This window comes from Micrococcus sp. PSi08 (assembly GCF_054960655.1).
On the sequence record NZ_JBHNYP010000018.1, the window covers coordinates 20,320 to 43,154 of the forward strand.

The window sequence follows — 22,835 nt, forward strand, 5'->3', positions numbered from 1 at the left end:
GTGCGCATCGCCCTGGCCACCACCGTCCAGCCGGGCCTGGACCACATCGGCCCGCTCGAGCGGCACCAGACGGACATCACGGTCCTCCGCCGGGCCGAAGACCTCGCCGAGCTGCTCGCGATCGCCCGCTCCGGTCTCGTGGACGCGGTCCTCGTAGCCGGGGACACCGAGTCCCTCACCGCCGCCTTCCTGGAGGAGACGGCCCGGCTGCCCCGACCCGTGGGCGTGGCGGCGCTCAGCGAGGTCCGTGCCGAGCGTCGTCGCCTCCGCGGCATGGGGGTGCCCTGCGTGCGCGCCGACGCCGACCCCGAGCAGATCGCCGCCGTCGTCGTGGAGTCCGCGAGCGCGGCCGCGGAGGGCCGCCGGCCGGCGACCTCGCACGGGGAGGACGCCGACCACGCCTTGGATCACGCCGAGGACCTCGACGACCTGCCGATCACCCTGGAGACGCTCGGCGCGGACGAGGTGCCCGGCCTCACGGACCCCTGGCGCGGCGCCGACGAGCCCGACGACGCCGGGCCGGGTGCCGCCCCCGCCGCGGCCACGCCCGACGGCGGCCCCGCCACGGCGGACGAGGGAGCCGACCCCGCACCCTCTCCGGAGGAGGGCGAACCGGCCGGACCCGCGCGGGAGTCCCTGGTGACCGTGGTGTGGGGCCCCACCGGCGCTCCGGGACGCACCACCGTCGCCGTGAACCTCGCCGCCGAGCACGCCGTGGCCGGCCGGAACACGCTGTTGATCGACCTGGACACGTACGGCCCCGCCGTCGGTGTGCACCTGGGGCTGACGGAGGAGTCGGCCGGCGTGGCGCGGGCCGTGCGGCGGGCCGACCACGGCCGGCTGGGCGCCGCCGACCTGGCGGCCGCGGGCGTCCGCGTCCGCGTCGCCGGCGCGGACCTGACGGTTCTGACGGGACTCACCCGCGTGGACCGGTGGCCGGAGCTGCGCCCCGCCGCCGTCACCGCGCTGATCGCGGCCGCCAGGGAACGGTGGGACCGCGTGGTCGTCGACGTCGGGTTCGGTCTCGAACAGGACGAGGAACTGTCCTTCGACGTGCCCGCCCCCCAGCGCAACGGTGCGACCCTGGCGGCGCTCGCCGCGGCCGACGAGGTCATCGCGGTCGGAGGGCCGGACGCCGTCGCGCTGCCCCGCCTGGTCCGCGCGGTCGAGGAACTGGCGGAGGTGGCCCCGGCGGCACGGCTGCGCGTCGTGGTCAACCGGCTCCGGCCCGCGGCCGCCGGCGTCGCCCCGCGCGCGCAGGTCGAGGCCGTCTGGAACCGCTACGCCTCGCCCGCCACGCCGCTGGAGGCGTTCCTGCCGTGGGACCCGGCCGCTGCGGACCCCGCGCTGCTCGCCGGCCAGGTGCTCGCCGAGGCCGCTCCGAACAGCCCGCTGCGTCGCGCCCTCGCCACGCTGGCCGGTGTCCCCGCCCGCCCCGCCCGCCGCGGACGGCACCGCGCACGGCCCCCACAGGCCATCGCCGCCGCGTCCTCCGACGCCGCTCGCGACGCCACGGACACGGGCCGCCCGGCACGTCGCCGTACCCTGATCCCATGGTCAGTTCGCTCGCGCAGGACCCCCTGACGTCGCACCCGGACATCCGGGACGAGGACCGCGCCTGGCTGCAGCGGCTCGTGGGGGACTGGCAGCTGGTGGCAGACCTGGCGCTCGCGGACCTCGTGCTCTGGTGCCCCGTGCCCCGCCGCGACGAGGCCGGAGGGTTCGTCGCCCTCGCCCAGGTCCGGCCCTTCACCGCTCCCACCCTCTTCCACCGCGACATCGTGGGCTCGCGCGCCCGCGCGGACCTGCGGGCCGTCGTCGGGCAGACGTGGCACGGCGGGGAGCGGGCCGAGGGGGCCGGCCCCGTCGAGGCCCCGGGAGGCACGCTGCAGGTGCGTCTGTGGCCGGTGGTCCGGGCCGGGAGGGTCATCGCGGTCGTCTCCGCGCACGCGGACCCGAACGGCCGGCCGGCGCGCTCGGTGATCGAGGAGAACTACAGCCGGACGGCCAGCACCCTGCTGGACATGATGCAGCACGGCCGCTGGCCGGCGCCCGAGGAGCCTCCCGGCCTCTGGGCAGGCGGCACGCCGCGGGTGGGGGACGGCCTCGTCGTGCTCGGGCCGGACTCGGTCGCCGAGTTCACCAGTCCCAACGCGGTCTCCGCCCTGCGCCGGCTGGGCATCGCCTCGACCCTCGAGGGGCACCGGCTCACCGACGTGCTGGCCAGCACCGAGGCCGCCCGTGTGCCCACCGACGAGGGGACGTGGGCCGTGCTCACCGGGCTGCGTGCCGGACGTCGGGAGGTGCAGTCCGGCGGGGCGTCGCTGACGGTGCGCTCCGTCCCCCTCCTCGGTCCGGACGGCTGGCAGGGGGCGCTGCTGCTGCTGCGCGACGTGACCGAGCTGCGCCGCCAGGAGCAGCGTCTGCTCACCAAGGACGCGACCATCCGCGAGATCCACCACCGCGTCAAGAACAACCTGCAGACCGTGGGATCGCTGCTGCGCATGCAGGCGCGGCGCACGTCCTCGCCCGAGGCGGAGCGTGCGCTGCGTCAGGCGATGCAGCGGGTGGACACGATCGCCCTCGTCCACCAGACGCTGAGCGAGGAGATCGAGGACCAGGTCCCCGTGGACGGTCTGCTGCAGCGGCAGTTCCGCCTGGCCGTCGAGGTGTCCGGGGACGGGAGGCCGCTGCAGGTCGCGGTCACGGGTGAGTTCGGTGAACTGCCCTCCCACGTGACCACGCCGCTGGCGCTGGTGCTCAATGAGCTGGCGGCCAACGCCGTCGAGCACGGCACGGCGCCGGGCGGTGGCTGCGTGGGCCTGCACGCCGACCGCGAGTCGACCCCCGCAGGAACGGTGCTGGTCGTGTCCGTGACGGACAGCGGCCCCGCCGCCCCCGACGGATGGGTGCCGGGGGAGTCCCCCCGCGCGGGCGAGGGATCGGGGCTCGGTCTGCGCATCGTGCACTCGCTCGTGGAGGGGGACCTGCGCGGCACCCTGCGCTGGGAGCGGTCCGACGACGGCGGCACGCGCGTCGTGCTGCGACTGCCCCTGACGTGAACCCGGCCGGGCTTGAGGACGGCCCCGTCGACGTCGTCGACGGGGCCGGTGGTCCGGGTGGGTCAGGAGGCGCGGCGGGCACGCGCGGCGCGGCGCTTCATGGCGCGCCGCTCGTCCTCGCTCATGCCGCCCCAGACGCCCGAGTCCTGGCCGGACTCCATGGCCCACTTCAGGCACGTGTCCACGACCTCACACGAGCGGCACACCGCCTTCGCCTCCTCGATCTGCAGGAGGGCGGGGCCGGTGTTGCCCACCGGGAAGAACAGCTCCGGGTCCTTGTCCAGGCACGCTGCTTTACTGCGCCAATCCATCGGTCCGCTCACTTTCTGTCGGAAGAGCCGGAGCCCGCGGGCGCCGGTGGTCACGGCCTCCGCCGGCGGCGGGCGCGGGGGCCTGCGCGGACGACGCGCGGCACGACCGATACGGAGGGCGACCCTGGTCATTGCAACGGGGACCGCCTTCGTACGAACGCGGCCCCCGGAAATCTTTCGCGTGCCATCCTCGCACGGCCCTCACGAGTGAACAAGAGGTGAATGAGGTGCATCACCTCGCTGCACTGCGAGTCCTTCGTCACACCCATGCCCGGGACGGCGCGTCGCCGCGAACCTGGCCCGCGCACCGCCCGGCGTACCGTGGGGGACACGTCCGTCCCCGCAGCCGTCCCGCAGGAGAGGCCCCATGACACAGTCCCGCCGCCCCGACCCCGTCGCCCCGTCCGAGTCGTCGGGCGCCGACGCGACGACGGTCCCGCCCCGCCCCGGCCGGGGCCTGCCGGTGGCCGTCCTCGTGGTCGCCGCGGCGCTCGTGGTCGAGGCGGGCGCGCTCCTCTGGCTCGCCGTGGACGCGGTGGTGCATGCGGCGGACGGGGTGCTCCCGGCCGGCGCCCGCGTGATGCTGATCGTCATCTACGCGCTGCTCGCCCTGTGGATCATCGCGACCTCCGTCGCCCTGCTGCGCGGTCGGGCGTGGAGCCGCGGCGCCGCCGTCGCGATCCAGCTCTTCGGTGTGCTCCTGTCCTCGTGGCTCTTCAGCGTGGACGCCGCCGCTCTGGGTGGGCCGCTGCTCGCGGTCTCCGGCGTCGCGCTGCTCACCCTCTTCACGACGCCGGTCACCCGGCATCTCACCCCCGCCCCGGAGGCCTCGACGGACGCCTGAGCCCCGCCCCGACGACGACGGCGCGCCCCCGGCCAGGGGCGCGCCGTCGTCGTCATCGGGGCCGTGGTCAGTTCACCGGGCCGGTGAACTTCTCGCCGGGGCCCTTGCCCGGGGCGTCCGGGAACGGGGAGGCCTCACGGAACGCCAGCTGCAGCGAGCGCAGCCCGTCGCGCAGCGGTCCGGCGTGCTGGCTGCCGATCTCGGGGGCCGCGGCCGTGACCAGCCCGGCGAGGGCCGTGATGAGCTTGCGGGCCTCGTCGAGATCGATGAGCTCGCGGGCGTCGGGGGAGTCGGCCAGGCCGCACTTGACGGCGGCGGCGGTCATCAGGTGCACGGCGGTGGTCGTGATGACCTCGACGGCGGGGACCTCGTGGATGTCGCGGATCTCGGCGGGGGCGTCCATGGGGGTGGCGTCCTGGGCCTGACGTTCGTCTGTCATGGTGGTAAGCTTCCCATAGACCACTCGTGGTCCGCGCACGACCTCGTCATCCGGTGACCCCGGGGCGGGCATGCACGGGCCAGGAGCAGCAAAGTGGAGGCCTCTCTCCCACCCGCGTCAGCAGGATGTCCGGTTCGCCCCGGGCCGAGTTGCCGGGTCGCCGGTCGGGACCGCCGCGTCGTGGCGCGCAGCCCGCACCGAGGGTCCCGTCCGACGGGATCGTGTCGAGGCCTCCGTCTGCGTCCGCGCAGGGGAGGCCTTCCTCGTTTCCGAGGGCCCCTCCGGTGGGCGCGGGGTCACCCGTCGTCTCACACAGAGGAGTACCACCATCAGCGATCCCCGCATCAACGAGCGTATCCGCGTTCCGGAAGTCCGCCTGGTCGGCCCGAACGGCGAACAGGTCGGCATCGTCCGCGTCGAGGACGCCCTCCGGCTCGCCGCCGAGGCGGACCTGGATCTCGTGGAGGTGGCCCCCACGGCCAAGCCTCCGGTGTGCAAGCTGATGGATTTCGGCAAGTACAAGTACGAGGCCGCGGTGAAGGCCCGTGAGTCGCGCAAGAACCAGGTGAACACGGTCCTCAAGGAGGTCCGCTTCCGCCTGAAGATCGACAAGCACGACTACGAGACCAAGACCGGCCACGCCAAGAAGTTCCTGAGCCAGGGCGACAAGGTCAAGGCCATCATCCAGTTCCGCGGCCGTGAGCAGCAGCGTCCCGAACTCGGCATCAAGCTGCTGCAGCAGTTCGCCGAGGACGTCGCCGAGCTGGGCACCGTCGAGTCGCAGCCGCGCCAGGACGGCCGCAACATGGTGATGGTGGTCGGCCCGCTGCGCACCAAGGCCGATGCGCGGGCGGACCAGCGCAAGAACTCGGCCGAGAGCCACCGCGAGCGTCAGGGCGGCGGTTCGCGTCGCGACCAGGCCGCCCGCGAGGCCAAGGAGCGCGCCGCGCAGAAGGCGGCGTCCGACTCCGCCCCGGTGCGGAATTCGGTCGGGGACGCGTTCCCCGAGCAGCTGAAGGCCATGGCCGCCCGGACGCAGGAGAACGCCTCCGCGGCCCCGGCCGAGACGACGCAGGCGCCGAAGACCCCGGCCCCGGCGGCTCCCCGCCCGGCCGCGGCCGCCCCGGCTGCGAAGCCGGCCTCCAGCGCCACGCCCGCATCGTCCCCGAAGCCGGCCGCGACGCCGAAGCCGCAGTCCTCGGCTGCGCCGGCTGCCACGCCGAAGCCGCGGTCCGCCGCCAAGCCGGCCGCGCCGTCGTCGGCTCCGAAGCCGACGGCCAAGCCGATGCCGGCCCCGCCGAAGCCCGCCGCCCCCCGCGGCGGTGCCCCCAAGCCCGGTCCTCGGGCCTGACCCCCCGGGGTCGCCACAGACCAGCCCGGTCCGGACGGACCGGGGTGACCAGCACTGCCGTGCGCGCCGCGCACGGCAGCGATGAGTGAAGGAGAACGGCAGCCATGCCGAAGATGAAGACCCACAGCGGTGCCAAGAAGCGCTTCCGCGTGACCGGCTCCGGCAAGATCATGCGCCAGCAGGCGAACCGCCGCCACTACCTGGAGCACAAGTCCTCGCGCCTGACCCGCCGTCTCAAGGGCGACCAGCTCGTCTCCAAGGGCAGCATCAAGCAGATCAAGCGGATGCTCGGCATCTGACACCCCCCCGGCCTCGCCGGAACCCCTTCCTCCTCGGCCGTGACGCGCCAGTGCGCGCCCCGGGGACCACACAGATTGGAGTACGCACGTGGCACGTGTGAAGCGGGCAGTGAACGCCCACAAGAAGCGTCGGACCATGCTGGAGCGCGCCTCCGGCTACCGCGGCCAGCGGTCTCGCCTGTACCGCAAGGCGAAGGAGCAGATGCTCCACTCGTTCACCTACAACTACCAGCATCGCCACAAGCGCAAGGGTGACTTCCGTCGCCTGTGGATCACCCGCATCAACGCGGCCGCCCGCGCCAACGGCATGACCTACAACCGCTTCATGCAGGGCCTCAAGCTGGCCGGCGTCGAGGTGGACCGCCGCATGCTGGCCGAGATCGCCGTCTCCGACGCCGCGACCTTCGCCGTGCTGGTGAAGACCGCCCGCGAGGCGCTGCCCGCGGACGTGAACGCCCCCGCCGTCTCCCGCTGAGCCGGCTCCGGGGCCCTGAGAGCCCCACCACCACGCCCCAGGCGTGAGCACCACCGCCGACGGGGCGGGTCCTCCACCGAGGCCCGCCCCGTCGGCGTCTGCGCACCCGCAGCCGAGCCCCGACCAGGAAGACCCCATGACCCCGCACGCCGAGCCGATGACCCATCCCCGCGCCGAGCGCGTGCGCGCGGTGGCAGCCCTGGCGGGCCGCTCCGCCCGACGCCGGACGGGCACGTTCCTCGTCGAGGGGCCGCAGGCCTGCCGCGAGGCCTTGCGCGCCCACCTGGGGGAGGGGCCGACGGCCGCCGCGGGGCAGTGGCGCGCCGGGCGGGTGCTGACCCAGGTGTACGTGTCCGGCGGACTCGTGGACCGGGACCCCGCGCTCGCCGAGCTCGTGGCGCGCGTCCGGGACCGCCCGACGCCGGGTGGTGAGCGCGTCCTGGTGCGCGAGGCCAGCGACGAGGTGCTCACCGCCATGGCCGACGCCGTGACGGGGCAGGACATCGTCGCCGTGGCGCGGATGCCGGAGCCGCAGGCCGCCGAAGCGGTCCTCGAGGAGGCGCGCCTGGCCGCCGTGCTGTGCCGCGTGCAGGACCCGGGGAACGCCGGCACGGTCATCCGAGCCGCGGACGCGGCCGGGGCGGACGCGGTGGTCCTCACCCCGGGCTCCGTCGACCCGTTCAACCCCAAGGTGGTCCGGTCCACCGCCGGGTCGCTGTTCCACCTGCCCGTGGTCACCGCCGTCCCCGCAGAGGCGGCCGCGGCCGCCGCCCGGGCCGCAGGCCTGCAGGTGTGGGCCGCCGACGGCTACGGTTCGGACCGGCTCGACGCCCTCGGCCCCGGCGTGGTCGCCGCGCCGACCGCGTGGCTGTTCGGCAACGAGGCCCAGGGCCTGGACGACGGCGAGCTCGCGCTGGCGGACCGCCGGGTGGCGGTGCCGCTGTACGGGGCGGCGGAGTCCCTGAACGTGGGGACCGCCGCCACGGTGTGCCTGTACTCGTCCGCGATGGCGGTGGCGCGGCGCGCCGGCTGAGGCCGCGGGCGAGGCGGCTCGGGCCGTCCGGAGACGCAGATGGGGCGGGGATCCACGTGGATCCCCGCCCCTTCTGCGCGTTCCCGGGTCGAAACCGGGCCGCTCAGCTCGCTCAGGCGCGGGTGCCGGTGCGGCGGGTGATGGCCTGCCACACGGCCGCGACGATGACACCACCGATGATCGCGAAGATCCAGGTGCCCAGACTGAAGAACTTCTCGTTCACGTTGATGTTGAACACCAGGGAGGCAATCCAGCCGCCGAGGAGAGCACCGACAATGCCGGTGAGGAGGGCGCCGAGCCAGCCGCCGCCCTGACGTCCGGGGAGGATGGCGCGAGCGATGGCACCGGCGATGAGGCCGAGAACGATCCAGCCAATGAAGCCCATGATAGTGATTCCTTTCAGGTTGCGAATCTGACGTACGAGAACGAACGTAGCAAGGGGTTTTCGTCCGGGGCCACCTCTGGCGCCCCGGCTTTTTCGGGATTTCCCGGCCGCACGAGGATCGCCCCGGCCGGGAGCGGGCCGATCAGCGGGGCGAGCCGCCGTCGTCAGCCCGGACGCCGGGCCGCGCCGCGACGTCGCGGCGCACGAGCAGGAACGCCAGCACCAGGCCCGCCAGGGCGATGCCCGCGCCGACCAGCGGCGGGGTCCGCAGCGACGCACCGGCCCCGATCGCGGCGGCCCCGACCCACGCGCCCATCGCGTTGGCCATGTTCAGCGCGGAGTGGTTGAGCGAACCGGCCAGCTGGGGTGCGGTGGGCGCGGAGTCCACGAGCAGCACCTGCAGGGACGGGGCGATCCCGGAGCCGCTGACGGCCACGCAGAAGAGGAACACGATCATCACCGGAGCCCACGAGGCCGTCAGCGCGACGGCGGCCAGCGAGACCGCGCTGAGCCCGAAGCTCAGGCGCAGGGTGCCCACCGGGTCGCGGTCCGTGAGGGCGCCGCTGACGAGCGTGCCGATCACCATGCCGACGCCGTAGAGGGCCAGCACGGCGGGGACCCACCGTTCCTCGAGGCCCGCGACCTCCGTGAGCAGCGGCGCGATGTAGGTGTAGAGCGCGAACATGCCGGCGAAGCCGATCACGCCCACGGCCACCGTCGCCCACAGGCGGCCGGAGGCCAGACCGCGCAGCTCGCGGCCGACCGAGGCGCCCGCGGGGGCCGGCACGGACGGGACGAGCCACGCGGTCGCCCCGACGCACAGGGCCGCGCAGACCGCCACGATGACGAACATCCAGCGCCAGCCGACGGCCTGCCCGAGCGCCGTCGCGCCCGGCACGCCCAGCACGTTGGCCACGGACAGCCCGGCCATCACCCACGCCACGGCCTGGCCGCGGCGGGCGGGCCCGGCGAGGTCCGCCGCGGCCAGGGCGGCCGCGGAGAAGTAGGCGCCGTGGGGCAGGCCCGACACGAACCGGGCCGCCATCATGCTCCCCATGTCCGGGGCGAGGAAGGCGGCCACGTGCCCCACGACGAACAGCAGCATCAGCACGATGCTCGTGACCCGTCGGTCGACGCGGGCGAAGGACGCGGCCAGCAGGGGAGCGCCGATCACGACGCCCAGCGCGTACATGGAGATGAGCACGCCGCCGGCCTCGAGACCGATGCCGAGGTCGGCCACCGCCTGCGGCAGCAGGCCCATCATCGCGAACTCCGTGGTGCCGATCGCGAAGCTGCCCAGGGCCAGCGCGAGGATGGCCGGCAGCAGACGCACGCGCCGGCCGCCCAGCAGCGCGCCCGGGCCCGTCGGCGCGGTCGGCGGGACGGACGGGTCTGGGCGCGTCGGACGCGGGGCGCGGGGGGAACGGTCGTGGGCGCCGTCGGCGGCGGGAGTGGGGGTGGGCACTCGCCCAGCCTACGGACTCCGGTCTGCGGGGGCGGGGGCCTCGCTAGCCTGGGCTCATGACCTCCGCCACACCTGCTCGCCCCGTGCTCCCCGCCAGCCCGACGACGTCGCCCCGGGACGGTGCGCGACCGCGGCTGGTCGTGGGGCTCGCGCTGCTCGACGATGTGGCCGCGCCGACCCGCCTGCTGGCGGCCCGTCGCAGCGCGCCTGCCCCGCTGCGGGGGCTCTGGGAGTTCCCCGGGGGCAAGGTCGAGCCGGGGGAGGGCGTCCAGGAGGCGCTGCTGCGGGAGTGCCGGGAGGAGCTCGGGGTCGCCGTGCGGCTCGGCCCCGAGGTGGCGGCGCCGGAGCCGGACGGGTGGGAGCTGGCCAACGGCGCCCGGATGCGGGTGTTCTGGGGCGTCCTGGCGGAGGAGGGGACGACACCCCGAGCCCTCCAGGACCACGACCTGCTGGCGTGGCTGCCGCTCGCCGGGCCGGGCGTGCGGCACCTGGACTGGATCCCGGCGGACCGGCCGATCGTGGCCGAGGTGCTCCGTGGCGCCGCCACGGCGTTCTCCGCGGGGCGCTGAGTCGACACGCGGCCGGCCGCGCCCCGCGGACCGGTCAGAACAGCGCGGGCTGCGCCGCCGGAGCGGAGGGCCGGGACGCCGGCCGGCGCCGGGCCGGGGGACCGTCCTCGCGCCGGATGCCGTGGGCGCCGCCGCGGGCCAGGCCGTGCCGTGCGGCGGCCTCCCCGGCCATCCGGGTGAGCATGCGGCGGTACGACTCGGGCGCGTAGGCGGACCGGGCGTACATCTGCTCGTAGCCGGCCAGCAGATCCGGGTGCTCGCGGCGGATCCAGTCCAGGTACCACTCCTTCGCGCCCGGCCGCAGGTGCAGGGCGCCCGGCATGACGCGCGCGGCTCCGGCGTCCGCCAGCGCGCGCATGAGGGCGTCGATCTCGCGGTCCCCGTCCGTGAGCCACGGCAGCAGGGGCATGGCCATGACGGTGACGTCCGCACCCGCGGCGGCGAGCCGCTCGATCAGGCGCAGGCGTGCGGTCGGCGACGGCGTGCCCGGCTCGACCGCGGCGGCGATGGCGGGGTCGAGCATCGCCAGGGACAGCGAGACCAGCACCGGCACCTGGCGCGAGGCCGCCTGCAGCAGGGGCACATCCCGCGCGAGCAGGGTCCCCTTGGTCAGCACGGAGAACGGGGTGCCGGAATCGGCCAGGGCCCGGATGATCCCGGGCATCAGCGCGTAGCGGCCCTCGGCCCGCTGATACGGGTCCGTGTTCGTCCCCAACGCCACCGCCTCGCGGCCCCACGTGGGGCGGGCGAGTTCGGCGCGCAGCACCTCGGCGACGTTGACCTTCACGACGATCTGCCGGTCGAAGTCGGCCCCGGCGTCGAGCTCGAGGAAGGTGTGGGTGCTGCGGGCGTAGCAGTACCGGCAGGCGTGGGTGCAGCCGCGGTACGGGTTCACGGTCCAGCGGAACGGCATGGCCGAGGCGGACGGCACCGAGTTCAGTGCGGTCTTGGCGAGCACCTCATGGAAGGTGACGCCCGCGAACTCCGGGGTGGTGACACTCCGCTGCAGGTCCGAGAGCGGCAGCAGGGCGGCGGAGCCGGCCGGTGTGCCGGCCGTCGCCCGCTGGGCTCCGCCCTCGGACCGCAGGGTCTGCGCTTCCCATCGCATGGCCAGAAGTAGAACACATGTTCGAATCGACCCGCAAGCGTGTTCGAGTCCGGGCGTGGCGCGGGCGCCGAGACGCGCCTACCGTGGTCGCCATGACCTCCCGTGCACCCGCCCCGGCCGCCCGCGTCCTGCTCACGGGCTTCGAGCCCTGCGGCGGCGATGTCCACAACCCGTCGATCGCCGCCGCGCGGGACGCCGTGGGCATCCTGGCGGACCGGGGTGTGACGGCCGAGGCGGTCGAGCTGCCGTGCGCGTTCGGCGCGGCCGGGCCGGCCCTGACCGCGGCCCTCGACCGGGTCCGGCCGGAGGTGGCGATCGCCGTCGGGCTGGCCGGTGGCACGGCGACGGTCCGGGTCGAACGGGTGGCCGTGAACCTGCAGGACGCCCGGATCCCGGACAACGCGGGGGAGCAGCCCGTGGACCGGCCCGTGCGCGCCGACGGTCCCGCGGCCCTGTTCGCCACCCTGCCCGCCAAGCGTGCCGTCGCCGCGATCCGGGAGGCCGGCGTCGCCGCGGAGCCGTCCCTGTCCGCGGGCGCGTTCGTGTGCAACCACGTCATGTACTCGCTCCTCGACGGCCCCGGCACCGCCCGGGTCGCCGGCTTCATCCACGTGCCGTGGGACACCGAGCACCGCCCGACGCCGGACACCCCGGCCCTGCCCGCGGCCGACCTGGCGCGCGCGGTGGCCGAGGCCGCCCTGACGGCGCTGGCCGGCGGCCCCGACCTCGACGTCCCCGGCGGCACCCTGCACTGACCTCCCCGGACCCCGGGTCCGTGTCGGCGCGATCGCCCGTGCCCGTCAGCGGCGGCGCCGCAGGCCGCGGACCACGGGCCGCTCGATGTAGCCGCCCAGGGCCAGGCTCGCGCGTCGTTCGAAGACGTTGCGCGAGGCCGGATCCCCGGTCCGCCACATCGACCACGCCGCCGCCAGCGCGTACGCCGGCAGGAAGGGCAGACCCAGCAGGAGGGCGTACTGGTCCGCATGGCCGGCCTCGTGCCGCCACAGCGTGGGCGTCATGCGCAGGCCGGGGCGGGTGAACACGACGTCGCCGACCGTGAACGCGGCCCCGCCCGGGAACCGGTGCGTCCAGCCGTGGGCCTCGATCAGCCCGTGCGGTCCGGGCCGCAGCGCGCAGCCGGCGACGACGGCGCCCACCAGCCCCAGCGGCGTCGCCAGGTTCAGCAGGTTCCACAGCCCGCGCGCCCGCACGTGCGCCGGAGGCGACGGCCGGGAGGGGGCCGCGGTCATGGCTGTGCCGCGGGATCGGCGTCCCCGGCGGGGGACCCGGACGCGGGGACGTCGAAGTAGAGCGGGGCATGGGCGGCGCAGCCCGGGTTGAACGGCGCCCCGCAGGCCGGGCACGCAGGATCAGCGGTGGCCTCGAGGGCGAGGTAGGCGGTCACGCTCAGCTCGGTGCGGCACACCCCGCACAGCACATGCGGCCGGTCGAACTCGCCGGCAGGCACCGGCACGGCCGGGTGGTCGGCGAGCTCCGCGTGGCAGCGGTGGCAGGACCAGTACGCGGGGCAGCAGGCGAAGCGCAGGGCGACGACGTCCCGCGCCGTGGCGTAATGGGCGCAGCGGGTCTGCGCGTCCAGGCCCACGCCCCGCAGCAGCGGGTCGGTGCCGTCGAGGGAGTCCGGGGCGGTCATGCGCCTCAGCCTAGGCCGAGCGGGCCCGGGGCGGACACTAGACTGACGGGCGTCCCACCGTCCCCCATGCGAAGGTCGTTGCCCTGATGACACCCAGCCCCGAGACCGGCGCGGAGCCCACCGCGCCCGTGGCGGAGATCTCCCCCGTGGACGCGGAGGCGGTGGAGGCCGCTGTGCAGGCCGCGCTCGCCGCATATGAGGCCGCGGCCGACCTCGATGAACTCAAGGCCGCCCGCCTGGCCCACACCGGCGACCGGGCCCCCTTGACTCTCGCGAACAAGGCGATCGGCGCTCTGCCCAAGGAGCGCAAGGCGGAGGCCGGCAAGCTCATGGGCGCCGCACGCGGCCGCCTGGGCAAGGCCCTGGCCGCCCGCACCGAGGTGCTCGAGGCGGAGCAGGCCGCGCGGATCCTGCGCGAGGAGACGGTGGACGTGACCACCGCGGTCCGTCGCCGCCGCGTCGGCGCCCGTCACCCGCTCTCGCTGACGATGGACCGTGTCTCGGAGATCTTCGTCGGCATGGGCTGGGAGATCGCGGAAGGCCCCGAGCTCGAGTCCGAGTGGTTCAACTTCGACTCCCTCAACTTCGCGCCGGATCATCCGGCCCGCGAGATGCAGGACACCTTCTTCGTGGACCCGGCCGAGGCCCACCTGCTGCTGCGCACCCACACCTCTCCGGTGCAGATGCGCTCCCTGCTCGAGCGGGGAGCCCCCACCTACGTGCTGTGCCCGGGCCGCACGTTCCGCACGGACGAGCTGGACGCCACGCACACCCCGGTGTTCCACCAGTTCGAGGGCCTGGCCGTGGACAAGGGCCTGACCATGGCCCACCTGCGCGGCACCCTCGAGTACTTCGCCCGCCAGATGTTCGGGGCGGAGGCGGCCATCCGCCTGCGCCCGAACTTCTTCCCGTTCACCGAGCCCAGCGCCGAGCTGGACATCTGGCACCCCGGCGCCAAGGGCGGGCCCCGCTGGATCGAGTGGGGCGGCTGCGGCATGGTGCACCCGAACGTGCTGCGCGCCGCGGGCCTGGACCCGGAGGAGTACTCCGGGTTCGCGTTCGGCATGGGCGTGGAGCGCACGCTCATGTTCCGCAACGAGGTCCCGGACATGCACGACATGATCGAGGGCGACGTCCGCTTCTCCCAGCACTTCGGAATGGAGGTCTGATCCATGCGCATCCCCCTGGACTGGCTGCGGGAGTTCGTCCCCGTGCCCGCGGAGCACCGTGCCGAGGACGTGATGGCCGACCTCGTCCGCGTCGGCCTCGAGGAGGAGGACGTCCACCGTCCGGCTGCCGAGCTGCAGGGCCCGATCGTCGTCGGGCAGGTGCTCTCCAAGGAGCCCGAGCCGCAGAAGAACGGCAAGACCATCAACTGGTGCTCCGTGCGCGTGGTGCCCGAGGGCGCCGCACAGCCGCTCACCGGCGAGGGGATCGAGCCCTCCGGCGTGCAGGGCATCGTGTGCGGCGCCCACAACTTCGAGGTCGGGGACAAGGTCGTCGTGGCCCTGCCCGGCGCGGTGCTGCCCGGCGACTTCCGCATCAGCCCCCGCAAGACCTACGGCCACGTCTCGGCCGGCATGATCGCCTCCAGCACGGAGCTGGGCATGGGCGACGACGGCACGGACGGGATCATCGTGCTCGGCGACCTCGGGCTCGACCCCGAGCCGGGCACCGACGCCCGGGACGTCCTGGACCTGCACGGCGAGGCCGCCGAGATCAACGTGACGCCCGACCGCGGCTACGCGTTCTCGATGCGCGGCGTCGCGCGCGAGTACGCGCACGCCACCGGCGTGCCCTTCACGGACCCGGCCGCCGCCGTCCACCCGCCCGCGGCCGACGACGCCGGCCCGGCCGTCCGCATCGACGACGACGCGCCGATCCACGGCGAGCCCGGGGCCACCCGGTTCGTGGCCCGCACGGTCTCCGGCGTGGACGCGACCCGCCCGACCCCGCCGTGGCTGGCCGCGCGCCTGCGCCTGGCCGGCATCCGCACCATCTCCCTGCCGGTGGACATCTCCAACTACGTCATGTGGGAGCTGGGCCAGCCCCTGCACTTCTACGACGCGGACACGCTCTCCGGCGAGATCGTGGTGCGCCGCGCGCGGGCCGGAGAGACCCTGACCACCCTCGACGGCAAGGAGCGCGAGCTCGACCCCGAGGACCTGCTCATCACGGACGACTCCGGCCCCATCGGCCTGGCGGGCGTCATGGGCGGGGCCGCCACCGAGGTCACGGACGCCACCACCACGATCGTGGTCGAGTCCGCGAACTTCGACCCCGTGTCGATCGCCCGTACGCGGCGCCGGCACCGCCTGCCCTCGGAGGCGTCGAAGCGCAACGAGCGCGGCGTCGACTGGGAGATCGCCGACGAGGCGGCCGAGCGGGCCGTGCAGCTGCTCGTCGAGCTCGCCGGCGGCACCGCCGAGCCCGGGGTCACCGACGTCGGGACGCGGCCGCAGCCGGCCGTCGTCGAGATGGCCGCCGACTTCCCCTCCGCCCTGGTGGGCGTGGCGTACACGACCGACGAGGTCGTGGAGACGCTGCGCGCCCTGGGCGCCGAGGTGGCCGTCGCCGAGGCCGCCGCCGACGTCGCCCCGCGGCTGACCGTGACCGCCCCGTCGTGGCGCACGGACCTGCGCATCCCCGAGGACCTCGCCGAGGAGGTCGCGCGCCTGCGCGGCTACGACGCGATCCCCTCCGTGGTGCCCGTGGCCCCGCCGGGCCGCGGCTTCACCCGCCGCCAGGCCCAGCGTCGCCGCGTGTCGGCCGCGCTCGCGGCCGCGGGACTCACCGAGGTGCTGGCCTACCCGTTCGTCTCCGAGGAGCAGAACCGGCGTTTCGGGGCGGACTCGGACGCGCAGGGCCAGGCCCTGGCGATGGTGGCCCTGGCCAATCCGATCGCCTCCCAGTACCGGTACCTGCGCCTGTCGCTGCTGCCGGGCCTCGTCGAGACCGCGCGCCGCAACCTCGGACGCGGCTTCCGCGATCTGGCGCTGTACGAGATGGGGCTGGTCTTCCTGCCCGGCGCGCAGCTGGGCTCGGCGACGATCCCCCCGCGCGCGGTCCACCCCTCCGCCGAGGTCCTCGCCGACCTCGAGGCCGGCATCCCCGCTCAGCCGTGGCACGTGGCCGGTCTGTACGCCGGGCACGACTCGGCGCCCGGGCCGGACCACGACCCCCGCCCGGTGGACTGGCAGGACGCGATCGCCGGGGCCCTCGACGTGGCCGACGTCCTCGGCGTCGAGCTGACCGTCCGGCAGGGCCGGCACCACGCGTTCCACCCGGGCCGGGTGGCCGAGCTCGTCGTCGTGACCGAGCACGGGGACCGGGTGGTGGGCGTCGCCGGCGAGCTGCACCCGCAGTGGCTCGAGGCCGAGGACCTGCCCGCCCGCACGAGCGTGTGGGAGCTGGACCTGGACGCGCTGTGCGCCGCGGCCCCCGAGATCGTGGTCGCCGCACCGCTGTCCACGTTCCCCGTGAGCACGCAGGACGTGGCGCTCGTGGTGGACGAGGCCGTCGTGGCCGGGGACGTGCGCGCGACCCTCGCCGAGGGCGCCGGGGAGCTGCTCGAGGCCGTCGAGCTGTTCGACGTCTACCGGGGCGCGGGCGTGCCGGAGGGGCGGAAGTCCCTCGCGTTCTCCCTGCGCTTCCGCGCCCCTGACCGCACGCTCACCGCGGAGGAGGTCTCCGAGGCCCGCGCCGCGGCCACCGCGCTCGCGGCGCAGCGGCACGGGGCGGTCCAGCGCTGACCGTGTCCGTCGCGACCGGCCCGTGGGGCCTGACCTCGGCCGTCCCCGCCTCGGCGGGGGCGGCGGACGCCGTCTCCGCGCTGCTCGGTCAGGTGCGCACCGCCCTGACGGCGGCCTGGGGCGTGCCGGTGGGGCCGCTCGGGCTCCGGCACGCCTGCCCGCGCTGCGGCTCGGCCGCGCACGGCGTCCCCGCGCTGACCGGCCTGCCCCCCGGCCGGGTCGCCCTCGTCTCGTTCACGCGCGTCCGGATGCCCGGCACTGAGGACCGGGCTCGGATCGGGGCGTGGTGGGCGCCGGCACGGCCCGCCGACGGGCTCGGCCTCGGGGTGGACGTCGAGCGGGCGGACGCCGCGGCCTTCGCGGACGAGGACGGCCTGGGCGGGGTGGGCTTCTCGACGGCGGAGCGCGCCCGGGTGCGGGAGCTTCCCGCCCCCGAGAGGCCCGCCGCGCGGGCCCGGCTGTGGACGCGGAAGGAGGCGCTCGTGAAGGCCGCCGGCACCGGCTTCACGGGCGACCCCGCCGCCGTCGACGCACTGACCGTGCCGGCCGACGTCGTGCTGGTGGACCTCACCGACCGGCTGCCGGGCGGTCTCCTCGGGGCGCTGGCGCTGCGGGGCCGCTGAGTCGACCGCGCGGGCGCCTCAGCCCGGGAACGGCGGCAGCTCGGGCCGCAGCGTCCACGCGTCGAAGAGCTCGTCCACCTGCGCTCGGCTCACCCCGGCGTGCGGGGCCCACGCGTGCACGTGCGTGCGCAGCCCCAGGGAGTCGACGGTGCCGAACCGGTGCTCCCGCACCCAGGCGCGCAGCATGGAGCCGAAGAGGTCCGTGCCCAGCAGGTGCCGCAGCGCCTCCACGGTGAGCGCGCCGCGCTTGTACACCCAGTCCTCGAACATCTCCTCCGGCCCGGGCTCGGCCAGCGCCTGCTCCACCGGGTGCGCGGCCAGCTTCTGCCAGGCCCGCCGCGCCATCGAGGTGATGCTGGACCGCCCCGAGGCCTCGGCCCACAGCCACTCGGACCAGCAGGCGAAGCCCTCGTGCAGCCACAGGTCGGACCAGCGGCCCAGGGTCACGGCGTTGCCGAACCACTGGTGGGACATCTCGTGGGCGATCAGCCGCTCGGACTCCCACGAGCCGTCCAGGTGGTTGGTGCCGAACAGCGACATGCTCGCGGCCTCGAGCGGGATCTCGAGCTCCTCGTCGGCCACGACCGCGGTGTAGTCCTCGAATGGGTATGGCCCGTAGGCGTCGATGAACGTGGCCATCATGGCCGGCTGGGGGGCAAGGGCCCGGAGGGCCCGCTGCTCGGTCCGCGGGGAGACCACGAGGCGCAGCGGCGGCAGGCCCTCGGCGGGAGGGGCGGCGTCCACGAGCCGGTAGCGGCCGATCTGCACGCTGAGCAGGTAGGCGGGCACGCGCTGGTCGAGCCGCCACCGCCACGTGACCCGCGAGCCGCGCGTGCGCACGGGCGCGCCCACGCCGTTGGCGACGGGCAGGTAGCCCGCGTCGCAGGTGAGGGTGATCTCCGCCGTCGAGCGGGAGGTGGGGGAGTCCACGCACGGCAGCCACGTGGAGGCGCCGTGGGGCTGCCCGGCCACGAGCACGCCGTCCGTGAGCTCCTCCCAGCCGATCGTGCCCCACGGGCTGCGCCGCAGCGTGGGCGTGCCCGCGTAGACCACGGTCAGCTCCACGAGCGTGCCCTCCGGCCGGCTCTCGTCCAGGTCGACGACGAGGCGGCTCGGGGCGCGGCCCGGCTGGGTGAACGAGGAGGCGACGGCGCGGCCGTCGACGACGGCGTCCACCCGGGACACGCGCAGCCGGTACAGGTCCAGCTCGATGCGGCGGCTCTGCTTCGTCAGGCGCACGCGCAGGACGGCGGTGCCGGAGACCCGGTTCGCGGCCAGGCGCACGTCGAGGTCCAGTGCGATGTGCTCGACGGTGGCGGCGTCGGTGCCGACGCCCGGGACGTAGGGATCGGTGCTCATGCTTCCTCTCGGGAGGGGGTGGCCGCGGCGGCGGGGTCGCCGTCGGGACGACGCCACGGGGAGACCGGGTTGCCGAGCCACCACGTGCCGGCGGGCAGCTCCTCGCCGCGCATCACGAGGGACCCGGCACCGACGGTGGTGCCGCGGCCCAGGCGGGCGGCGGGCAGCACCACGGAGTGGGGGCCGAGGGTGGCGCCGTCCTCCAGGACGACGGCGTCCAGGGACATCACGCGGTCGTGGAACAGGTGGGTCTGGACGACGCAGCCGCGGTTCACGGTGGCGCCGTCGCCGAGCTCCACGAGGTCGGCCTCGGGCAGCCAGTAGGACTCGACCCAGGCGCCGTGGCCGATGCGGGCGCCCATCGCGCGCAGGAACCAGACCAGGGCGGGGGTGCCGGCCGCGGCCCGGCTGAACCACGGGGCGGCGAGGAACTCGGTGAAGGTGTCCGCGACCTCGTTGCGCCAGATGAACGAGGACCACAGCGGGTGCTCGCCCGCGCGGATCCGGCCGACGAAGACCCGCTTGGCGAGCACGGTCAGGCTCGCCGCGACCGCGCCGGCCGCGAGCAGGACGACGCCGCCCAGGACGAAGGCCAGCGCCCACGTGCCGACCGCGATGAGGGCGGCCAGCGTCGCGCCGACGGCGAGGGACAGGGCCACGTGCAGCCACACCGGGATCGCGCGCAGCAGCTCCCAGGCGGTGCGGGCGGCCTTGAGTCGGGCCGGCGGGTCGTAGGTGAGGGCGGCGTCTGCGGTGACCTCGTTGCGGCGCAGGCGCACGGGCGGGGAGCCCATCCAGGACGTGCCCGCCTTGGTCTTGGCCGGGGTGGTGGACAGCACCGCCACGAGCGAGTCGCGGCGCAGGGTGCGGCCGCCGGGCACCATGCCGGAGTTGCCCACGAACGAGCGCTTGCCGACCTTCGCGGGGGCCACGTGCATCCACCCGCCGTCGAGGGAGTAGGAGGAGACCATCGTGTCGTCGGCGAGGAACGCGCCGTCGCCCACGCGGGTCATGCAGGGCAGGAGCACCACGGTGGAGGCCTCGACGCCGCGGCCCACCTCGGCGCCCAGCAGGCGCAGCCACGTCGGCGTGAAGCGGGAGGCGTAGATCGGGAACAGCTGGTCGCGGGCGGCGTCGAGGACGCGCTCGGTGGCCCACACCTGCCAGCCGACCCGGGAGCGCACGGGGTGGTGCCCCTCCGTGATGCCGAGCGCGAGCAGGCGCACGGTGACGAGCACGAGCAGCATCTGGGTCAGGAACCAGACGCCGGCCACCAGGGGGCTTGCGGCCAGCAGGCGCGCCGCGGTGGTCCCGACGGCGGCCAGCGGCCCCGCCTCCGGGGCCGGCGGCCACCAGGTCAGCGACCACGCGGCCACCGCGGCCGCCGCGGCGGCGGAGACGAGCGGAAGGAGGGAGATGAGGGTCGAGAGGACGGTCGCCATCAGGCGCCAGCCCGGGGTCTCCCGCGGCGCCTCGGCGGGGCCGCGGGACTTCACCTTGCCCACCTTGACGGCGGGGGAGCCGGCGTGGCGCTGGCCGCCGCGCACCCGCCCGGCGACGGTGGACCCGGCCTCGACGTGCGCCCCGGCGCCGACCTGGGCGCCCGGCAGGAGCGTGGAGCGGGCGCCCACGACGGCGTCCGCGCCGATGCGCACCTCGCCGAGCCGGACGACGTCGCCGTCGACCCAGTAGCCGGACAGGTCCACCTCGGGCTCGATCGCGGCGCCCTCCTCGACCGTGAGCATGCCGGTGACCGGTGGCACGGTGTGCATGTCCACGTCCTTGCCGATCCGGTTGCCCAGCAGCCGCGCGTAGGCGGGCACCCACGTGGCGCCGGCCAGCGAATAGGGGTCCACGAGGTCGCTGATCTGCTGGGCGAGCCACAGGCGCAGGTGGACGCGGCCGCCGCGTGGGTAGGACCCGGGGCTCACGCCGCGCAGCAGCAGCCGGGCCGTCGCGGCGGTGAGCAGCATGCGGCCGGGCACGGTCACCACCAGCAGGCCGGCCACGATCAGCACCCACCACGGCACGGTGGGCAGCCCGGGCGCGAGCCCGGAGAGCGTCAGCAGGTTCAGGGCCAGGCCGGTCCACACGCCCAGGCGCAGGGCGGGCAGGACGAACACGGGCAGTCCCACGAGGGTCTGGACCCACTGGGTGCGGTGGCGGGTGCGGTCGACGTGCCGGTCGTGCACCTCGATGCCGCGGGGGCCGTCGTCGCCCACGACGGCGGCCACGAGGGCCCCGGCGGTGGGGTTGCGGTAGACGTCCTGGACGGTCACGGCCGGGTGGCGCAGGCGCAGGCGGGCCACGAGCTGGGCAGCGGCGAGCGAGCCGCCGCCGGCCTCGAAGAAGTCGGTGTCGGCGTCCTTGGGGGGCGCGCCGAGCACGTCCGCCCACTGGCGCAGCACCCAGCCGTCGGCGGTGTCCTCGTCCGGCGGGGGCGCGTCCTCGTCCACCTCGGCGCCGGGCAGGGGCCACGGCAGCGCGTGGCGGTCCACCTTGCCGGAGGTCTTCGTGGGCAGGGAGTCCACGACGGCCAGCCGGGGCACGAGTGCGGCCGGCAGCTCCGCCGCGAGGTGCTCGCGGGCCATGTGCAGGTCGAGCTCGGCCTCGGGGTCCGCGGGGACGAGGTAGCCGACGAGGATCTGGTGGCCCGCCGGGGTGGTCTGCACGGCCGCGGCGCCGCCGTGGACGCCGGGCAGGGCCTGGAGGGCCGCGTCCACCTCGCCGAGCTCGATGCGGCGGCCGCCGAGCTTCACCTGGTCGTCGGCGCGGCCGACGAACAGCAGGCCCTCCGGCTCGAAGACCACGAGGTCACCGGAGCGGTAGGCACGCTCCCAGCCGAGGGAGGGCATGGGGGCGTACTTCTCGGCGTCCTTGGCCGGGTCGAGGTAGCGGGCCAGGCCGACGCCGCCGATGATCAGCTCGCCCGTCTCGCCCTCGGCCACGGGCAGCGTGGTCTGCGGGTCGACGACGGCCAGGTCCCAGCCGTCCAGGGGCAGGCCGATGCGGACCGGGCCGAGACCCGTGAGCGGGGCCGCGCACGCGACGACGGTGGCCTCCGTGGGGCCGTAGGTGTTCCAGACCTCGCGGCCGTCCTCCGCCAGGCGCGCGGCGAGCTCGGGCGGGCAGGCCTCGCCGCCGAAGATCAGCAGCCGGACGTTGTCCATGGCCTCGGTGGGCCACATCGCGGCGAGGGTCGGCACGGTGGACACGGCGGTGATGCGCCGCTCGGCGAGCCACGGGCCGAGGTCCATGCCGGAGCGCACGAGCGAGCGGGGGGCCGGGACCAGGCACGCACCGTGACGCCAGGCGAGCCACATCTCCTCGCACGAGGCGTCGAACGCGACGGACAGTCCCGCCAGCACGCGGTCGCCCGGGGCGAGCGGATCGTCCGCCAGGAAGATCCGCGCCTCGGCGTCCACGAAGGCCGCGGCCGAGCGGTGGCTCACCGCCACGCCCTTGGGGGTGCCCGTCGAGCCAGAGGTGAAGATGATCCACGCGTCGTCCTCGAGCCCGGGGGCGCGGGCCTCCGCGGCCGGGTCCGCGGTGTGCTCGGGGTGCGGGGCGTAGACCCGCTCGTCGGTGAGGACGCCGGCCACCTTCGCCTCGCCGAACACGAGGCGGGCGCGCTCCTCCGGATCGTCCGCGTCCACGGGGACGTAGGCCGCGCCGGCGGCGAGCACGCCGAGGATCGAGACGTACAGCGCGGCCGTGCCCGAGGCGATCCGCACGCCGACCCGGTCTCCCGCCCGCACGCCGGCGGCCCACAGGTGGCGGGCGGTCTCGTCGACGCGCTCCCGCAGCTCCGCGTACGTCAGCGGCTCGACGCCGTCGTCCAGGGCGGTCGCGTCCGGGTGCTCGCGCGCCGTGGCGTCGAAGAGCTCCACGAGCGTCCGGGCGGGCGGGGTGCGCTCGGAGCCGGGCAGCTGCGGCCGATGCGGCGCGCCCGCGGGGTCGAGGGGGACGGAGGGCGGGGTGGGCGCGGCGGACGAAAGGGACACAGGGGCCTCCGGGGGTGTGAGCGGCAAACCGAGGGTCGGACGCGGACCAGGCCGCAGCGGGACATTCTATGCCCCGCCCGCGGCCGCGCGGGGCGCCTGGAA

At 75.5% G+C, this 22,835-nt stretch carries 21 protein-coding genes; 12 read left to right on the forward strand and 9 right to left on the reverse strand.

Going from position 1 to position 22,835, the window contains the following annotated elements:
• Positions 1-1,584: a nucleotide-binding protein gene (locus tag ACFI33_RS07645; protein ID WP_148408404.1), complete on the forward strand. Its 1,584-nt coding sequence runs from the start codon at positions 1-3 to the stop codon at positions 1,582-1,584.
• A complete protein-coding gene (locus tag ACFI33_RS07650; RefSeq protein ID WP_127445976.1) occupies positions 1,554-3,062 on the forward strand; it encodes a sensor histidine kinase in 1,509 nt (502 codons plus the stop codon). Before ACFI33_RS07645 ends, ACFI33_RS07650 begins: the two co-directional genes overlap by 31 nt.
• Positions 3,063-3,124: 62 nt before the next feature.
• Here ACFI33_RS07650 and ACFI33_RS07655 read toward each other — a convergent pair whose 3' ends face one another.
• Positions 3,125-3,373 (reverse strand): WhiB family transcriptional regulator, encoded by a 249-nt coding sequence (locus tag ACFI33_RS07655; protein WP_002854852.1) that lies wholly within the window; start codon positions 3,371-3,373, stop codon positions 3,125-3,127.
• A 367-nt stretch (positions 3,374-3,740) separates the two neighbouring features.
• Here ACFI33_RS07655 and ACFI33_RS07660 point away from each other — a divergent pair, with 367 nt between their 5' ends.
• Positions 3,741-4,217 carry a hypothetical protein gene (locus tag ACFI33_RS07660; RefSeq protein ID WP_462623916.1) on the forward strand — a complete coding sequence of 159 codons (477 nt, stop codon included), beginning with the start codon at positions 3,741-3,743 and terminating at the stop codon, positions 4,215-4,217.
• Between the two features lie 67 nt (positions 4,218-4,284).
• On the opposite strand, the gene ACFI33_RS07665 is transcribed toward ACFI33_RS07660, so the two are convergent.
• The gene (locus ACFI33_RS07665) at positions 4,285-4,656 is read right to left on the reverse strand and encodes a DUF1844 domain-containing protein (protein WP_036313345.1); all 372 of its coding nucleotides are present in this window, start codon (positions 4,654-4,656) and stop codon (positions 4,285-4,287) included.
• 376 nt (positions 4,657-5,032) lie between these two features.
• Here ACFI33_RS07665 and infC point away from each other — a divergent pair, with 376 nt between their 5' ends.
• The 4 genes from infC to ACFI33_RS07685 all read left to right on the forward strand — a co-directional run bounded on the left by infC (position 5,033) and on the right by ACFI33_RS07685 (position 7,814).
• Positions 5,033-6,007: a translation initiation factor IF-3 gene (infC, locus tag ACFI33_RS07670; protein WP_462623919.1), complete on the forward strand. Its 975-nt coding sequence runs from the start codon at positions 5,033-5,035 to the stop codon at positions 6,005-6,007.
• Between the two features lie 104 nt (positions 6,008-6,111).
• Positions 6,112-6,306 carry a 50S ribosomal protein L35 gene (gene rpmI / locus ACFI33_RS07675; RefSeq protein WP_002853699.1) on the forward strand — a complete coding sequence of 65 codons (195 nt, stop codon included), beginning with the start codon at positions 6,112-6,114 and terminating at the stop codon, positions 6,304-6,306.
• An 88-nt stretch (positions 6,307-6,394) separates the two neighbouring features.
• Positions 6,395-6,781, forward strand: a complete 387-nt coding sequence (gene rplT, locus ACFI33_RS07680) for a 50S ribosomal protein L20 (RefSeq protein ID WP_041105250.1) — start codon at positions 6,395-6,397, stop codon at positions 6,779-6,781.
• A gap of 136 nt (positions 6,782-6,917) precedes the next feature.
• Complete coding sequence (locus tag ACFI33_RS07685; protein ID WP_098092372.1) at positions 6,918-7,814, forward strand: TrmH family RNA methyltransferase; 897 nt, start codon at positions 6,918-6,920, stop codon at positions 7,812-7,814.
• A 112-nt stretch (positions 7,815-7,926) separates the two neighbouring features.
• On the opposite strand, the gene ACFI33_RS07690 is transcribed toward ACFI33_RS07685, so the two are convergent.
• Positions 7,927-8,199: a GlsB/YeaQ/YmgE family stress response membrane protein gene (locus ACFI33_RS07690; protein ID WP_020624693.1), complete on the reverse strand. Its 273-nt coding sequence runs from the start codon at positions 8,197-8,199 to the stop codon at positions 7,927-7,929.
• Positions 8,200-8,341: 142 nt separating this feature from the next.
• Entirely contained in the window at positions 8,342-9,664 is a 1,323-nt protein-coding gene (locus ACFI33_RS07695; protein WP_200969106.1) for an MFS transporter, read from the reverse strand.
• Positions 9,665-9,720: 56 nt separating this feature from the next.
• Between ACFI33_RS07695 and ACFI33_RS07700 the strand changes: the two genes are divergently transcribed.
• Positions 9,721-10,233, forward strand: a complete 513-nt coding sequence (locus ACFI33_RS07700; RefSeq protein ID WP_462623917.1) for a (deoxy)nucleoside triphosphate pyrophosphohydrolase — start codon at positions 9,721-9,723, stop codon at positions 10,231-10,233.
• Between the two features lie 34 nt (positions 10,234-10,267).
• Here ACFI33_RS07700 and ACFI33_RS07705 read toward each other — a convergent pair whose 3' ends face one another.
• On the reverse strand, positions 10,268-11,341 hold the full coding sequence (locus tag ACFI33_RS07705; protein ID WP_336575069.1) for an Rv2578c family radical SAM protein: 1,074 nt from the start codon (positions 11,339-11,341) through the stop codon (positions 10,268-10,270).
• A 92-nt stretch (positions 11,342-11,433) separates the two neighbouring features.
• On the opposite strand from ACFI33_RS07705, the gene ACFI33_RS07710 reads away from it, so the two are divergent.
• Complete coding sequence (locus ACFI33_RS07710) at positions 11,434-12,096, forward strand: pyroglutamyl-peptidase I (RefSeq protein ID WP_462623918.1); 663 nt, start codon at positions 11,434-11,436, stop codon at positions 12,094-12,096.
• Positions 12,097-12,141: 45 nt separating this feature from the next.
• Here ACFI33_RS07710 and ACFI33_RS07715 read toward each other — a convergent pair whose 3' ends face one another.
• Complete coding sequence (locus ACFI33_RS07715) at positions 12,142-12,591, reverse strand: hypothetical protein (protein WP_127445911.1); 450 nt, start codon at positions 12,589-12,591, stop codon at positions 12,142-12,144.
• Positions 12,588-12,995, reverse strand: a complete 408-nt coding sequence (locus ACFI33_RS07720) for a CHY zinc finger protein (protein ID WP_049147953.1) — start codon at positions 12,993-12,995, stop codon at positions 12,588-12,590. Before ACFI33_RS07720 ends, ACFI33_RS07715 begins: the two co-directional genes overlap by 4 nt.
• 86 nt (positions 12,996-13,081) lie before the next feature.
• Here ACFI33_RS07720 and pheS point away from each other — a divergent pair, with 86 nt between their 5' ends.
• The 3 genes from pheS to ACFI33_RS07735 are packed head-to-tail and all read left to right on the forward strand — an operon-like array spanning position 13,082 to position 17,370.
• Positions 13,082-14,164 (forward strand): phenylalanine--tRNA ligase subunit alpha, encoded by a 1,083-nt coding sequence (gene pheS, locus ACFI33_RS07725; RefSeq protein WP_049147954.1) that lies wholly within the window; start codon positions 13,082-13,084, stop codon positions 14,162-14,164.
• A gap of 3 nt (positions 14,165-14,167) precedes the next feature.
• Complete coding sequence (gene pheT / locus ACFI33_RS07730) at positions 14,168-16,747, forward strand: phenylalanine--tRNA ligase subunit beta (RefSeq protein WP_078025580.1); 2,580 nt, start codon at positions 14,168-14,170, stop codon at positions 16,745-16,747.
• 2 nt (positions 16,748-16,749) lie between these two features.
• A complete protein-coding gene (locus tag ACFI33_RS07735; RefSeq protein WP_036337488.1) occupies positions 16,750-17,370 on the forward strand; it encodes a 4'-phosphopantetheinyl transferase family protein in 621 nt (206 codons plus the stop codon).
• A gap of 18 nt (positions 17,371-17,388) precedes the next feature.
• On the opposite strand, the gene ACFI33_RS07740 is transcribed toward ACFI33_RS07735, so the two are convergent.
• Positions 17,389-18,729: a M1 family metallopeptidase gene (locus ACFI33_RS07740; protein WP_145950545.1), complete on the reverse strand. Its 1,341-nt coding sequence runs from the start codon at positions 18,727-18,729 to the stop codon at positions 17,389-17,391.
• Positions 18,726-22,733: a Pls/PosA family non-ribosomal peptide synthetase gene (locus tag ACFI33_RS07745; RefSeq protein WP_078025581.1), complete on the reverse strand. Its 4,008-nt coding sequence runs from the start codon at positions 22,731-22,733 to the stop codon at positions 18,726-18,728. The genes ACFI33_RS07740 and ACFI33_RS07745 overlap by 4 nt, the downstream gene beginning before the upstream one ends.
• Positions 22,734-22,835: the final 102 nt, after the last annotated feature.

Coding starts and splice junctions, on each gene's coding strand:
- ACFI33_RS07655 (WP_002854852.1), bottom strand. CDS start 3,373: ATGGATTGGCGCAGTAAAGCAGCGTGCCTGGACAAGGACCCGGAGCTG.
- ACFI33_RS07705 (WP_336575069.1), bottom strand. CDS start 11,341: ATGCGATGGGAAGCGCAGACCCTGCGGTCCGAGGGCGGAGCCCAGCGG.
- ACFI33_RS07650 (WP_127445976.1), top strand. CDS start 1,554: ATGGTCAGTTCGCTCGCGCAGGACCCCCTGACGTCGCACCCGGACATC.
- ACFI33_RS07700 (WP_462623917.1), top strand. CDS start 9,721: ATGACCTCCGCCACACCTGCTCGCCCCGTGCTCCCCGCCAGCCCGACG.
- ACFI33_RS07690 (WP_020624693.1), bottom strand. CDS start 8,199: ATGGGCTTCATTGGCTGGATCGTTCTCGGCCTCATCGCCGGTGCCATC.
- ACFI33_RS07685 (WP_098092372.1), top strand. CDS start 6,918: ATGACCCCGCACGCCGAGCCGATGACCCATCCCCGCGCCGAGCGCGTG.
- pheS (WP_049147954.1), top strand. CDS start 13,082: ATGACACCCAGCCCCGAGACCGGCGCGGAGCCCACCGCGCCCGTGGCG.
- ACFI33_RS07720 (WP_049147953.1), bottom strand. CDS start 12,995: ATGACCGCCCCGGACTCCCTCGACGGCACCGACCCGCTGCTGCGGGGC.
- ACFI33_RS07710 (WP_462623918.1), top strand. CDS start 11,434: ATGACCTCCCGTGCACCCGCCCCGGCCGCCCGCGTCCTGCTCACGGGC.
- pheT (WP_078025580.1), top strand. CDS start 14,168: ATGCGCATCCCCCTGGACTGGCTGCGGGAGTTCGTCCCCGTGCCCGCG.
- ACFI33_RS07740 (WP_145950545.1), bottom strand. CDS start 18,729: ATGAGCACCGATCCCTACGTCCCGGGCGTCGGCACCGACGCCGCCACC.
- ACFI33_RS07660 (WP_462623916.1), top strand. CDS start 3,741: ATGACACAGTCCCGCCGCCCCGACCCCGTCGCCCCGTCCGAGTCGTCG.
- ACFI33_RS07665 (WP_036313345.1), bottom strand. CDS start 4,656: ATGACAGACGAACGTCAGGCCCAGGACGCCACCCCCATGGACGCCCCC.
- ACFI33_RS07715 (WP_127445911.1), bottom strand. CDS start 12,591: ATGACCGCGGCCCCCTCCCGGCCGTCGCCTCCGGCGCACGTGCGGGCG.
- rpmI (WP_002853699.1), top strand. CDS start 6,112: ATGCCGAAGATGAAGACCCACAGCGGTGCCAAGAAGCGCTTCCGCGTG.